The 13200-nt window shown below is 58.4% G+C and carries 14 protein-coding genes and 1 pseudogene; 11 read left to right on the top strand and 4 right to left on the bottom strand.

Features of this window, described 5'->3' with window-relative positions; genetic code table 11:
- Positions 1-134 precede the first annotated feature (134 nt).
- From kaiC to ACVWZF_RS11590, 3 genes are read right to left on the bottom strand one after another with little or no spacing between them, the layout of a single operon-like run.
- The gene (kaiC, locus tag ACVWZF_RS11600) at positions 135-1760 is read right to left on the bottom strand and encodes a circadian clock protein KaiC (protein WP_011432142.1); all 1626 of its coding nucleotides are present in this window, start codon (positions 1758-1760) and stop codon (positions 135-137) included.
- A 28-nt stretch (positions 1761-1788) separates the two neighbouring features.
- Positions 1789-2091: a circadian clock protein KaiB gene (gene kaiB, locus ACVWZF_RS11595; protein WP_457411506.1), complete on the bottom strand. Its 303-nt coding sequence runs from the start codon at positions 2089-2091 to the stop codon at positions 1789-1791.
- A 2-nt stretch (positions 2092-2093) separates the two neighbouring features.
- A complete protein-coding gene (locus ACVWZF_RS11590) occupies positions 2094-3098 on the bottom strand; it encodes a circadian clock protein KaiA (RefSeq protein WP_457404036.1) in 1005 nt (334 codons plus the stop codon).
- Between the two features lie 121 nt (positions 3099-3219).
- Between ACVWZF_RS11590 and ACVWZF_RS11585 the strand changes: the two genes are divergently transcribed.
- From ACVWZF_RS11585 to psb29, 11 genes and pseudogenes are all read left to right on the top strand, one after another.
- Entirely contained in the window at positions 3220-4155 is a 936-nt protein-coding gene (locus tag ACVWZF_RS11585; RefSeq protein WP_414382892.1) for a nucleoside hydrolase, read from the top strand.
- Positions 4156-4233: 78 nt separating this feature from the next.
- Positions 4234-4752, top strand: coding sequence for a CDP-diacylglycerol--glycerol-3-phosphate 3-phosphatidyltransferase (gene pgsA / locus ACVWZF_RS11580; RefSeq protein WP_414329287.1), 519 nt, complete (start codon positions 4234-4236; stop codon positions 4750-4752).
- Entirely contained in the window at positions 4727-5275 is a 549-nt protein-coding gene (gene ruvC, locus ACVWZF_RS11575) for a crossover junction endodeoxyribonuclease RuvC (RefSeq protein ID WP_457394499.1), read from the top strand. The genes pgsA and ruvC overlap by 26 nt, the downstream gene beginning before the upstream one ends.
- A 95-nt stretch (positions 5276-5370) precedes the next feature.
- Positions 5371-6024 carry an LON peptidase substrate-binding domain-containing protein gene (locus tag ACVWZF_RS11570; RefSeq protein ID WP_011432147.1) on the top strand — a complete coding sequence of 218 codons (654 nt, stop codon included), beginning with the start codon at positions 5371-5373 and terminating at the stop codon, positions 6022-6024.
- Positions 6025-6090: 66 nt separating this feature from the next.
- A complete protein-coding gene (locus ACVWZF_RS11565) occupies positions 6091-6909 on the top strand; it encodes an alpha/beta hydrolase-fold protein (protein ID WP_457411503.1) in 819 nt (272 codons plus the stop codon).
- Between the two features lie 36 nt (positions 6910-6945).
- Entirely contained in the window at positions 6946-8004 is a 1059-nt protein-coding gene (locus ACVWZF_RS11560; RefSeq protein WP_457411502.1) for an ATP-grasp domain-containing protein, read from the top strand.
- A gap of 68 nt (positions 8005-8072) precedes the next feature.
- Positions 8073-8261 (top strand): DDE transposase family protein, encoded by a 189-nt coding sequence (locus tag ACVWZF_RS11555; RefSeq protein ID WP_457411501.1) that lies wholly within the window; start codon positions 8073-8075, stop codon positions 8259-8261.
- Positions 8246-9433 carry a GNAT family N-acetyltransferase gene (locus ACVWZF_RS11550; protein ID WP_011432151.1) on the top strand — a complete coding sequence of 396 codons (1188 nt, stop codon included), beginning with the start codon at positions 8246-8248 and terminating at the stop codon, positions 9431-9433. The genes ACVWZF_RS11555 and ACVWZF_RS11550 overlap by 16 nt, the downstream gene beginning before the upstream one ends.
- A 151-nt stretch (positions 9434-9584) precedes the next feature.
- On the top strand, positions 9585-10979 hold the full coding sequence (gene rlmD / locus ACVWZF_RS11545) for a 23S rRNA (uracil(1939)-C(5))-methyltransferase RlmD (RefSeq protein ID WP_011432153.1): 1395 nt from the start codon (positions 9585-9587) through the stop codon (positions 10977-10979).
- 135 nt (positions 10980-11114) lie between these two features.
- A pseudogene (locus ACVWZF_RS11540) lies at positions 11115-11645 on the top strand (RNA-guided endonuclease InsQ/TnpB family protein); the annotation flags it as partial.
- 120 nt (positions 11646-11765) lie between these two features.
- A complete protein-coding gene (gene psb29, locus ACVWZF_RS11535) occupies positions 11766-12485 on the top strand; it encodes a photosystem II biogenesis protein Psp29 (RefSeq protein ID WP_041436186.1) in 720 nt (239 codons plus the stop codon).
- 9 nt (positions 12486-12494) lie between these two features.
- Here psb29 and ACVWZF_RS11530 read toward each other — a convergent pair whose 3' ends face one another.
- Positions 12495-13199, bottom strand: a complete 705-nt coding sequence (locus ACVWZF_RS11530) for an esterase/lipase family protein (protein ID WP_011432154.1) — start codon at positions 13197-13199, stop codon at positions 12495-12497.
- Between the last annotated feature and the right edge of the window lies 1 nt (position 13200).

Raw genomic sequence — 13200 nt, 5'->3', positions numbered from 1 at the left:
GGGAAATCCTTGTCTGGGCCGATCCCTCCCTGCCAGCCGCAAGTGCAGGGCTTGCGCGGTGTTGAGCGGTGTTGGAAATTCGCTTGACTCAACGGGTCTGTTGCCGCGCCCGCTCACGGAACTGTTGTAACCGCTCACAACCCTTCTTCCTCGAGGGCCTGGACGTTTTGCACAATCCGGGAGAGCTCGTTTTTCTCATCCACATTGATGCGGGTCGGGGATCCGCTGATGATGCGCTCGTAGCCCCGGAAGGAATCGCGGATTTGGATGCCTGCGTTGGAGATCAGGTACTCGCGGATCCCTTTGTCGTGCCAGGATCCCCGCATTTTGAAGACGTTGAGGGCGCGGGCCATTTCTCCGCGGATCTCCACGTATTGCAGCAGGATAATCGTGTCGGTGATGGTGGAAATATGGGATTCGGTGATGGAATGGGATCCCATGAATTGGTCGGTGGTGTTGGTGAAAAAGCCGGTGATCTCCTCCTGCTTGGCCAGGCCAGTTACCCCGATTACAAACTGGCGGAAGGCATTTTGGCTCACTCCCCGCGCCAGGGCTGACAGGGAGTCGATGGCCATGCGGGAGGGCTTGAAGGCCATCATCTCGGTTTTGATCTTCTGCAGGTGGTCTTCCAGGCCGGCAGATTCTGGGTAGGCGCAGATGATCTTGAGGAGGCCCTGCCGCTCGAACTCTTCCAGGTCAATGCCCCAGGAGGAGGCGTTGCGGGACAGCTGCGCCCGCGACTCTTCGTAGGCAAAGAGAATGCAGCGTTCCCCATCCAGGCAGCCCCGCTCCAGGAATTTGCTCACCAGCGAGGTTTTGCCCGTGCCGGTGGCGCCGGTGGCCAAAATAATCGAGTCCTTGAAGAAACCGCCGCCGCACATTTCGTCCAGCTTCTCGATGCCGGAGGAGACCCGCACGTTGGAGGAGCGCTGCGTCAGCTGCATGGCTCCCAAGGGGAAGATGTTGATCCCGTCGTTGGTGATGGTGAAGGGATATTCCCCCTTCATGTGGGTGGTGCCCCGCAGCTTCAAGATCTCAATGGTGCGCCGCCGTTTCTCTCCCTCCAGGATGTTGCGTAGGATCACCACGTTATCGGAGACGAATTCCTCTACGCCGTAGCGGGCGATGGGGCCGTACTCGTCGGTGCGCTCTGTGGTCATGACGGTGGTGACATTGGCCTGCTTGAGGCGGGCCGTCAGGCGGAACAGCTCCCGCCGCACCACACCGGCAGGGTCGTATTGCTGAAAGATGGCTGTCACTGAGTCGATGGAGACCCGCTTGGCTTTGTATTTGCGAATGGCGTACTGGATGCGCTCGATGAGGGCCGACAAATCAAAGTTGCCGCTCACCTCATAGCCTTCGGGATCGGGGGAGGCATCCAGGATAAACAGTTGGCCCCTGTCGATGAGGGCCTGCAGATCCCAGCCAAAGCTGGAGGCATTGCGAATGATATCGGCGGGGGTTTCCTCGAAGGTGACGAAGATCCCCGGCTCTTGATACTTCACGATGCCGTTGTAGAGGAACTGCATGGCAAACAGGGTTTTGCCGGTGCCGGAGGTGCCGCTGACCAAGGTGGTGCGTCCCAGGGGTAGCCCACCGTGACTGATGTCTTCAAAGCCCTCGATGCCCGTCTGTTTTTTGGGGATCCCTCGCAGCTCTGAGAGATCCGCCCGGTGGTTGTCTGGGGTTGGTTCGGTGGAGTCCTCTGCGGTGTTATCTTGTGGCTTTTCTGGCTCAGAAGGCCCCAATGACTGGTTCATCCCACTCTCCTTGCTCCTGCAGCCTGTCTCAAGCCTCTTCGTCCAATTCTTCGTAGAGCAGATCCAGGCCGATGAGCACTTTCTCGCGGTTGGACAGATCGCCAATAATCTTCCGCACCGGTGGCGGCAGGATTTTGGCCAAGGTCGGCGTTGCCGAGATCTTATCTTCCTCTGCCAGTTGCGGATTTTTCAAGACATCGATCACCTTCAGGCTGTACACGCCGCGGAACTCCTTTTCCAAGATGTCTTGCAAGGTGCTGAGGGCACGCAGAGAATTGGGGGTGTTGCCCGCCACGTAGAGCTTGAGAACATAGGCTTTGCGAGTGGACATATCTAAGGATCCCTTGGGGCAGGTTTGGGAATGGAGCGGCGGTACATTTCGCTCAGGTGGGCCATCACATCGATCAGGGTAAGGCGGTAATCCAGCAGGATCTCTTCGCTGCGGCCTTCCAGCTTCAATTGTTTGGCAAAGTCTTCCATCAAGTTCATGTGCAGCTCCAGCAGTTGAGCAGCGCCGATATCGGCAAAAAAGGCCAAGGCCACCAGCTCGTCGATGCGGGCATTGACGGTCTCGGGAGATTGAAAATAGTCCAAGACGATTGCCTGGTAAAGGTTACGCAGCCGTCGCATGAGGGCTTGCTGCTCGTGGGGCGGGAGGCGACGGTAAAACAGCTCTGGGTCACGATGATAGTACACTCCGGCGTAGCCCAGCCGTTCCCGCAATTTCTCCGCCAGCCGCCGTTGTTGTTGGTTGCTGTAAGCCAGGTAGGGCTGATCGCTGGGATGCGCTGGGCCCTGCGGGAGGCCGCAGGTGGGAGACATCTGCAGAAACAAGGCGATGGCCCGATCCACCAGCAGCTCCAAGACGGAAGGGGATCCCGAAGCGGTACAGTCGGCCCGCACCTGCCCCTTCAGCTCCTGTGGCGAAATGGGACGGACGAGGGTGGCGTTGTGGTAGAAAAACTGCTCTCGCTTGAGCAATGCTTTCACCAAAGATGAGGTGGCAGGGATCTCTCCTTCCGTCTCCGGTGTTTCCTTTTGCAGGTGGGATTCTTCCAGCACAATCGCCAACACCGTCGGCAGCAGCAGTCCCCACGCGCAGAGCTGATTGCCCAGATCGTGCAGCTCTTGCAGCCGAGTGGGATCCACCAGGAGCACCAAGCAATCGACATGGCCGTCTTGTCTCCTAAGAGCCTCTAGGAAGGTAGCTTGATCCTGAAAACACTCGACAACAAAGCGTTCAGGGGGTAGCCAGTCCTCGCAAGCTAGGGGCTCTCCTGCTGGCGGCTCCCAATCCAGCAACAGGTTGATGCGCAGTGGATGGGTGTCAGGCAACAAGACAAAGGATGAAGATATATTTCCTATCTTAAATCTGACCGGGATCCGCGCTCACCGGCCAGAGGAAAAGAGCGGGAGAAAAACCTAAACTAGGGGTGAGTGAGCTGCTGCCGAGATCCCTATGGTGCCCCTGATCATCGACTGTGACCCTGGCCAAGACGATGCGGTGGCTCTGCTGCTGGCTATGGCGTCGCCAGAAGAGCTGCAATTGCTGGGCATTACCACGGTGGCTGGCAATGTCTCCTTGGACAAAACCAGCCGCAATGCTCGACAGATCTGTGAATTGGCCGGTCAGCCGCAGATGGGGGTGTATGCTGGCTGCCCCCGACCTCTCTTGCGCCCTCTGGAAACCGCCGAGCAGGTGCATGGCAAAACCGGGATCGACGGAGCGGATCTGCCGGAGCCCCAGATGCCTTTGGGATCCCAGCATGCAGTGCCCTATCTCATCGAGACGCTGATGGCTGCCCCTGAGCCGGTTACCTTGGCTTTGCTGGGCCCGATGACCAACTTGGCAGTGGCCCTGGTGCAGCAGCCCCGGATTGTGGAGCGCATCCAGCGGCTGGTGTTTATGGGGGGATCCGCCTTTGAGGGGAATGTTACCCCGGCAGCCGAGTTCAACATCCTCACCGATCCCCACGCCGCCCAGATCGTGCTCAGCGCCGGGATCCCGGAGGTGGTGATGCTGGGCTTGCACGTCACCCAACAGGTCCTCAGCACGCCGGAGCGGATTGAGCGCATCCGCGCCCTGGGCACCCGCGTTGGGCAGACGGTGGCCAATATGCTCACCTTTTACGGTAAGGTCGACGTAGAACGCTACGGGCTACCGGGAGGGCCATTGCACGACCCTTGTGTGATTGCCTATCTGTTACAGCCGCAGTTGTTCGAGCTCAAGCCCTGCTACGTCGAGGTGGAAACGGCTAGCCCCTTGAACCTGGGCCGGACGGTGGTGGATCGCTGGGGATCCAGTGGTCGCCTCGCCAATGTTCAGGTGGCTTTTGGGGTGGATGCCCAGGGGTTTTACCACCTGCTCACCGAGCGCCTGGGCCGTTACCGATAATTCTGATAGTTCTGATCCTTGAGGCCAGATCCGAAGGTGGAGAATCCCAGCGCCGTCCAACGTGCCAAGCTGGAGTGGGTGAACCTGCCCACCGCCGTCACCCTGCTGCGGCTGGCAGGGATCCCTTTTGTTTTGCTGGGCCTGAGCCTGCGATCCCCACTGGGGGAGAGGTTGGCCCTCTGGGCGTTCCTGTTGGCGGCGGCAACCGATTGGCTGGATGGCCATTTGGCCCGCCGTTATGGCTTGGTAACCGATATGGGCAAGTTTTTGGATCCTCTGGTGGATAAGCTGCTGGTGTTGGCGCCGCTGCTGGGCCTGCTGGAACTGGGGCGGATCCCCGCTTGGGGCGTGTTTTTGCTGGTGGGGCGGGAGCTGGCCATCGCCGGCTGGCGGGTCAACCAAAGCCAAATCCGCGGTGCCAATTTCTGGGGCAAAGCCAAGACGGTAACCCAAATCCTGGCCATTGCTTTGCTGATTTTGGGGTGGCCGGGAGGGATCCCTTGTTTTTGGGTGGCGGTGGTTCTCACCCTGATCTCGGGCCTGACCTACCTGCACACCGATCATCCCCATCATGCGCAGTCACCCGGCAGGCCATAGCCCTTGTCAGATCCCCCCGCCCCTCGCCGACAGAGGAGACACCCCACCTGAGCAGCGCATCCTCGGCCTAGATCCAGGTCTGGGAACCATGGGTTTTGGTTGCATTCTGGCGGGATCTGCGGGGTTGAAACCTGTGGATTATGGGGTGATCAGCACCCCCAGCCAACACTCGATGCCGGAGCGGCTGCAAACGCTGCACGAGGATTTGAGCCAGTTGCTGCGCCAACTGCGCCCGCATCAGGTGGGGCTGGAAAAACTTTTTTTCTACAAAATGGGCAATACCATTGCCATCGCCCAAGCCCGTGGCGTGATCCTGCTCACCTTGGCCCAGCATCATCTGTTGCCGGTGGAGTTTACGCCCGCCCAAGTCAAGCAAAGTTTGACAGGCTACGGACGCGCCGACAAGCAGGCTGTACAAGCTGCCGTGGCCCGGGAACTCAACCTGCCCAGCTTGCCCCGCCCGGATGATGCCGCCGATGCCTTGGCGATTGCCATCACAGTCTGGCACCACCGCTTCTCTTGAGGGATCCCCTCCCTGTCAATCCCCTACCTTTAGCAGAGATAAAGATTGGCCAACAAAGATGGGCTAGACTCAGTACAGCGAGAAGCACAAGCCCTATGCCTTCTTCTTCCGTGGATGTTCGCGAGCTACCGCTGTTTCCCTTGCCGGAGGTGGTGCTGTTTCCGGGCCGACCTCTGCCGCTGCACATTTTCGAGTACCGCTACCGCATGATGATCAACACCATTCTGGAGACGGATCGCCGCTTTGGGGTGCTGATGTTCAATCCCCAGACGGGATCCCCAGTGCGGGTGGGCTGTTGTGCTGAGGTGTTGCAGGTGCAGCGATTGCCGGATGACCGCATGGACATTTTGACCTTGGGGCAGCAGCGCTTCCGCGTCTTGGATTACGTGCGGGAAAAACCCTTCCGGGTGGGGCTGGTGGAATGGATTGAGGATGAGCCGACCACCCCTTCCGATGACCTGCAGAGCTGGGTGCGCCAGGTTACCACTCTCCTTCAAGATGTGGTGCGTCTCTCGGGCAAGCTAATGGAGCGGGATGCACAGTTGCCGGAGCAGCTCCCCACCACCCCCATAGAACTGTCCTACTGGGTGGCTAGCCACTTCCATGGGGCCCCCCAAGAGCAGCAAGCTCTGCTGGAAATGGTCAGTACCGAAAGGCGGCTGCGCCGGGAAGCCGAAATTCTCGAGTCCACCCGCAAGCACTTGGCCGCCCGCACGGCCCTCAAGGATCTGTTCACGGAAATTTCCTGAGGTTCCTGTCAGTTGGTCAGGTCTGCTCCCATCTGTTCTGGTGGCTCTTGTGGACCTTTCCAGAGAGTGCCCTTTGCCTTGCTCGACCAGGCAGAGCAGAATGCTTCCCCCGGAAAGGTTGGGTATTTCTTGAGGATCCCTTCCCCGTTTTTCATGGCCTACGCTCGCCGCTACTTGCGCTTTCCCTCTCAGATCTTGGGCCGGGAAATGGAGATGCTCCACTTTGGGCATCACGGCTACCCGCTGATCTGTCTGCCCACCAGCAACGGGCGTTTTTTTGACGTGGAAGATCGCGGCATTATTGCCAGCCTCAGCCATCATCTGGAGCAGGGCTATTTGCAGGCTTTTTGCGTGGAAACCCTAGATTGGGAGACTTTGTTCAACCGCCAGCTGGACTTGCCCCAACGGCGGGAGCGTTGGCTGTTGTTGGAGCGGCACTGGGTAGAAGAGCTGATCCCCTACGCCAAGGCCGAGGCGCAAAATGAGTTTCTGGTGGTAGCTGGGTTTTCCCTGGGAGCTACCCATGCTGTCAACCTCACCTGTCGGCATCCCGGCCTAGTGCGCCGTTGTTTGGCTCTGGGGGGGCCCTACGATGTGGCCGCTCTCGGCTCTGTCACCGGCTGGGATCCCCAACAGGCAGAGCAAGAGCTGTATTTCATCAACCCGCTGGCCTATATGTCCAACATGAGCCGGCAACTCTGGGATCAGTTGGGCGGGCGCAACACCGAGCTGAAGTTGCTCACCGCTCGCCGCGACCACTGCCTCAGCGACAACCTGCGCCTGGCAGAAGTGCTCAGCCGCAACGACATCCCCCATCAACTGGAGGTATGGGAGGGGGATCACGACTGGCCCACTTGGCAAGCGCAAATCCGCGCCTTCGCGTAGGATCCCTTGCAGGGAATAGCTTTTGAGAGAGCTTTGATGATTGAAGACTATTGGGTTGGCAGCCTGCACTTCAGCGAGCCTTTTGGGGACGATACTCTGGCCCGCCTCAACGCACTTCCCCCTGTTCAAGCTCGCAACGGCCAAACTTACAAGATCCGGGCCGAACATGTCACCATTCATGAGGTGAACCTGGATTACCGCACCAAGTATCGCTTGATCCTGGATCGTTTCAGCTACCTTTACCCCCAAGCCATCGGCCTGTTCATGGGCTTTGCCTTTCGGGGGGTTTACCTCATCAACAACCCGTTTAGCTTTTATTACTACCTGCGCAACAAAGATGCTGCCTACATGGTGGTCAAAGAGCTGGGGATCTCCATCCCCAAAACTTACATTCTGCCCCCTAAAGAAGCCCCTGCATTGAAAGCAGAGGACTTTAAGTATCATAAGTTTTTCGATTGGCAGGGGATGGCGGAAGACCTGGGCTGGCCAATTGTGATTAAGCCGGCGGAGGGGCGAGAGGCCATTGGAGTAGAAATAGCCCACAACATGGAGCAGCTCCTCTATTTTTACGACCGCTCTGGATCTCAGGTGATGATGATCCAAGAGAAGGTCAAAACCCCTTACCCTTGGCAGATTCGCGCCCTCTGCATTGGCCGAAAGATCATTCCGATCAAGTATATCTTTCGCAAGTTCGATGCCAGCGAATATCTGTTTGATCCAGAATTTCTTACCCCGGAAATAGGCCAGAAAGTCATCAATACCTGTCGGATTATCAATCGAGTTTTGGGCTATGAAATGAACTCGGTGGAGCTATTCATCGACGAGCAGGGAGAGCTGCAGGCCATCGACTTTAACAATCCGGTGCCCGATGGGCGGCTCAAGGCTTTGGGAGAGATCTTCTACAACGATTACCAGCAGGCCCTTTGCGATTTGGTCTTGGACATCGTGCGGGAACAGCGTCCTTTCGACTTCCTGCCCCCAGATATCAACCGCTTTGCTCACATTGCCCGACGGGCCGATCTCACCCGCGAGCAGAAGTTTCAGATGGCTTTGGAATTGGCCAACCGTTACTACGAGCCCAGGGATCCCGATTAAAATCAAACCAGAACCCACAAGTGTGGTTTTCCGCCGCAGAAGTTGTGGACGGGCAAAGGAGCAGCAGTGTGGTTTCCGACCCCGCTTCAGGGTGGTCCATAATCAAGCAGGCGCAGGGATCCTGCCAGGTGCTGCATTTGGCGGCGGGGGATCCCCTCTTGAGTCGGCAAGAGCATTGGGGGCCTTTTCCCAGCCAAGCTGAGGCGATTGGGCGGCGGGTTGGTCTGATCCGAGCAGGCAAATGTCAACCGGGTTGAAATGGCGCTGGTGCCACGATATTCGCGAGATCCCAGCAGGGGCCTGGCACGCCTTGCAAACGGAGCGCACCTCTCCTTTTTTGGAATACGAATGGTTGCACAGCCTAGAGAGCTCAGGTTGTGCCAGCCGCAGGACAGGGTGGCTGCCCTGTCACCTGTTGGTGGAGGCGGACGGCCAGTTGGTTGCTGCTGCCCCCTTGTATTTGAAAAGCCACAGCCAGGGGGAGTTTGTCTTTGACCAAGAATGGGCTGCAGTTGCCGGCCAATTGGGGGAACGCTACTACCCGAAGTTAATCGGCATGGCCCCCTTCACCCCGGCCACGGGCTATCGCATCCTCGTCCATCCCGAGTATTCGGAAGCAGAGGTGTGGTCGTTGATGCTGGCAGCCATTGACCGGTTTTGCCAAGAGAAGGATATTTCGGTGTTTAGCTTGCTTTATGTAGATCTGGACTGGCGGACTCAATTGGAGTCGGATGGATTTACGCCCCGGATCACCCACAACTACCAGTGGCACAACCCCGGCTACCGCTCTTACGAAGACTTTTTGAGCCAGTTCAATGCCAACCAGCGGCGCAACATCAAGCGAGAGCGGGCTGCAATGGAAAAAAGCGGCCTAGAACTCAAGATTTACACAGGAGAGGAGATCACGCCGCGCCTGTTGTCTCTCATGTACGACTTTTACAGCAACACCTGCGCCCAATTTTGGAACTGGAGCAAATATCTCAATCGCCGCTTTTTCGAGTCTCTCTATCCCAACTATCGGGAGCGAGTTGTGCTGGTGGCCGGGGAACGGAATGCAGAAATTGTGGGGATGTCTTTTTGTATTCGTAAGGGAGATCGCCTGTTCGGGCGCTACTGGGGTTGTCGGGAGGAGGTGAAGTTTTTGCACTTTAACGTTTGCTACTACGAGCCCATTGCCCTCGCCATCCGAGAAGGGATCCGCAACTTTGATCCCGGCGCAGGGGGATCCCATAAGATTCGACGGGGATTTCCGGCCACGCCTGTGTACAGCTACCACCGCTTCTACAGCCGAAGGCTACAACAGGTTTTGGTGCCCTACCTAAACCGGGTTAACCCTCTCATGTTGGCCGAGCTGGAGAACGTGAATCAAAACGAGGTTCCTTTTCGAGAAGATGTTTTGCCTTCTCTATCTGCTTTGACCAAGGAGTGAACCACTTCATTGGATGGGGTTTTCAATCCCGTAAGCAGTTGGCGGCTGACATGCTTTTTGCCTTGCTACAGCTTTTTCCGGCAATGCTGACTCCAGCCAACACGACCTGACCTATGGTTATAGTTATTTCGAATTTCGGCGAAACAGCCTAATGGAACATCCGATCCCTTCCGGCCTTCCTGATCCCGTTAAACCTGGGGATCTCTTGGCGTTGGAGGTCACGGCCCTGACCCCCCAGGGAGATGGCATTGCCCACACGGTAGGACTTGGACAAGGGCGAGTGGTGTTTGTGTCCCAGGCAGTGCCCGGGGATCAGGTGGTGGCCCAAATAACCGAGATCAAGCGCAACTACTTGGTCGGGCGAATTCGGTCGCTGATTTCTCCCTCTCCCCAACGGGTGCGACCAGCCTGCATTGTGGCGGACAAATGTGGTGGCTGCCAATGGCAACATGTCAGCTATGCCCAGCAATTGGCCACCAAGCAGCAAATCCTCAGGGATGCACTGGAGCGGATTGGCGGTCTGACTCTGCCGCAGCCTGTCCCTATTTTGGGATCCCAGCAGCCGCTGCGCTATCGCAACAAGGTCACCTACCCCATGGCCAAACCGGAGGGCCAGCCCTTGCGCATGGGCTACTACCAACGGGGCAGCCACCGCCTGGTGAACCTCAACCAATGCCCCGTGCAAGACGAGCGGCTGGATGTGTTCCTGAGGGAAATCAAGCGGGATCTCCAAGAAACGGGCTGGAGTGTCTACGACGAAAGTCGTCACCAAGGTCATCTCCGCCACTTGGGTTTGCGCATCGGTCGCCGTACCCGCGAGGTGCTCCTGACCTTGGTCAGTTGCAGTCGTCGCCTGCCCCATCTGGAAAGCTGGGCCGAACGCTGGATGCAGCGCTACCCTGACCTGGTGGGGGTCTGTCTCAATCTCAACTCGGCCCGCACCAATGCCATCTTCGGCCCGGAGACTGAGGTGATTGCCGGTCGGGGGTCTTTGCGGGAGGAATTTGCCGGTTTTTCCCTCTGGATCGACAGCACCTCTTTCTTCCAGGTCAACACAGAGCAAGCAGAAGCCTTTTTTACCTGGATAGCCGACCAACTGAACCTGCGGGGAGAGGAAACCATCCTGGATGCCTACTGTGGCATCGGCACCTTAACCTTGCTGCTGGCGCAACGGGCGAAACGGGCGATGGGGGTGGAAGCTTTGCCGGAAGCGGTGGCCCAAGCCCGCTACAATGCCCAGTTCAACGGTATCGCCTCAGCCCAATTTTTCCAGGGCACGGTGGAACAGGTTTTGCCGACCCTGCCCCCTGCCGACATTGTGGTGCTGGATCCGCCGCGGCGCGGCTGCGACCGCCAAGTGCTCGAGACCCTAAAGCTGCGACGACCACCACGCATCGTCTACATTAGCTGTCACCCTGCCACTTTGGCGCGAGACTTGCAGATCCTACTGGCAGAGGGATCCTATCGCCTTACCCAATGGCGGGCGGCTGACTTCTTTCCCCAAACCGGGCATGTGGAGGGGGTGGCCTTTTTGGAGCGAGTTTGAAGAGTACGCACCCTGACCAAAAGGCGCGGCAAGCCCCGTCCTTCAGGGCGGGGAAGGATAGCGCCGACCGTAGCCTATATCGTTGTCATCACGCATAGGCCAAGAATACGATTGAGCGGTGCAACGACTTCAAGCCTTCAAGTACGAATTGCTGCCCAACAGCCAGCAGGAACGGCAGATGCTCCTGGGAAGAACGTCCGCGCCAAGTCAGCGTTAAACAAAGCCATTCTCGACCAGGGGTGGTATGAGTTCCGCTGCATGCTGGAGTACAAGCTGGCCTGGAAAGGTGGCAGGCTCATTGTCGTGCCGCCGCAGAACCCGAGCCGCACCTGTCCATGTTGCGGCCATGTTTCATCAGACAACCGCCAGACCCAAGCCCGGTTCGAGTGCGTGGCGTGCGGCTATGAGAATAACGCCGATCGCGGCAGCGGGCCGGAGGCCTTTCGCGGCAGCGGGCCGGAGGCCTTTCTGGTCGGTGCCATCAACATCCTTGCTCGCGGGATACAGCTGTTGCGAGACGAAGGGCAGGACACGGCCGACGCTGCGGTCGGGATGCGGGTGGGTGAACCACCCGTGTCAGCCCGGATGGCCTGTGGATCGAACTGCACGGGCGGTCGGAAGCAGGAACCCGCCGAGACGACTGCGCAAGGAGCCATCCATGCGTAGCGTGGTAGGAATCTCCGGCCTTCAGGCCGGGGAGGATGTCAACACAGCTTGCCCTCAGGGTCAGCACAGGTGAGAATAAAAAAACAGAGAAGCCATCCTCAAGCTCATTTTTGTCTGCCTGTGAATCCTGTTCGCACCCTCTCCGCCACCAAAGCGGCCTTTTTCAGCGCCTACCCTCGCCCGATCAACGCCGTCTATCGCCGGGTGGTGGAGGAGTTGTTGGTGGAGCTGCACCTGACCACCGTCAACAGCACCTTCGTCTACGATCCGTTTTTTGCCTTGGGGCTGGTCACCCTCTACGACGGGCTGATGGAAGCCTATCACCCCCCTGAGCAGCGAGAAGCCATTTTCAACGCCCTCTGTAAGGCTCTGCACCTCAAGCCGGAGGTGTTGCGCAAGAATGCCCGCGATCTGCTGGAGTTGATGGGAAGCGGGGATCCCCGTCAAAGACTTGATCTCCTCTGTCTCAAGCCAGAGGCGGAAGATGTGGGTGGGTTGAAAGCCATTTTGGAGCGCATGACTCAGCCGCCCTACGCCTACAGCCGGGTCTTAGCTGTTGGCCTTTACACAGCCTATGAAGTTGTGGCCAAGTCCCTTTACGAAGAACCAGAAGAACGCACCCGCCGCTTTTTGGAGAATGTGGTGAGCAAGCTGCCCTTTTCAACAGAGCGGGTGAGAAAAGATCTGGAGCTCTATCGCAGCAGTTTGGATCGCATGAAGCAGGCGCGGGCTGTGGTCGAGGAGATGGTAAAAGCCGCCCGGCGTCAGCAGGAACGCCGCCAATCGGCCGCCTCTTTGCCCGAGACTTCCCTCGGCGACCCAAGCAAGCCTGGCAGCTAAACCCCGGCCCTAAGCCAGATACTGAGCCCAAGTTTCCACCACCTCGGGGGATCCATACCAGCGCCGTCCACCCCGACCGGAATGGTAGCAGTTGGGCAGAGTGAGGTTAACAGCCCCCTGCAGGTGGGCAGCCTCGATGGGGGTAATGCCATCGCCCCACAATTCCCCCTGTCCAGCCGTGAGCCAATAGCTGTTGTAGGCCAGCCAAGCCAGATAATGCTCCTGTCGCCACAGGGATCCCAGACTCAACCTCTGCCCCTGGATGACCCTGCCCGCCACGCACACATATTTGACCTCGGGCCAAAAGGCCCCCGGATAGTGGGTGTTGACAAAGTCCAAATTGCGCTTCGTCCAGCGCTCCCGGCTGGTGTGGGGGGATCCCAAGCTAATCAGCGCAGCGACCTGCTCCCGCCCCTGCCACACCTGTCCCCCATAGGGCACGGATCCCAGGTAGATGCGGGCAATCCAGCCGCCGGCGGAGTGGGCCACCAGGTTAACTCGGTCAACCCCAAACTCAGCGCAGGTCTTTTGGATGGTCTCTCGAAGGGCCCACAGGATGGGAGTGACAGGCCTTCCCCCCAGCGTGGGAAACCAACTGCGCACCTGCAACGGCACCACCCGTGCCGCATAGCCGCGGGCTTCCAGCTCTTGGCGCAGGGGCTCATACTCCGACGCACCCGCCAGATAACCGGGCAAAATCACCACAGGGGCCATA

It is taken from the genome of Thermostichus sp. OS-CIW-30 (assembly GCF_054060215.1).
Note: the sequence above shows the minus strand (reverse complement) of the source record. Positions and strands in the feature narration are given on the sequence as shown.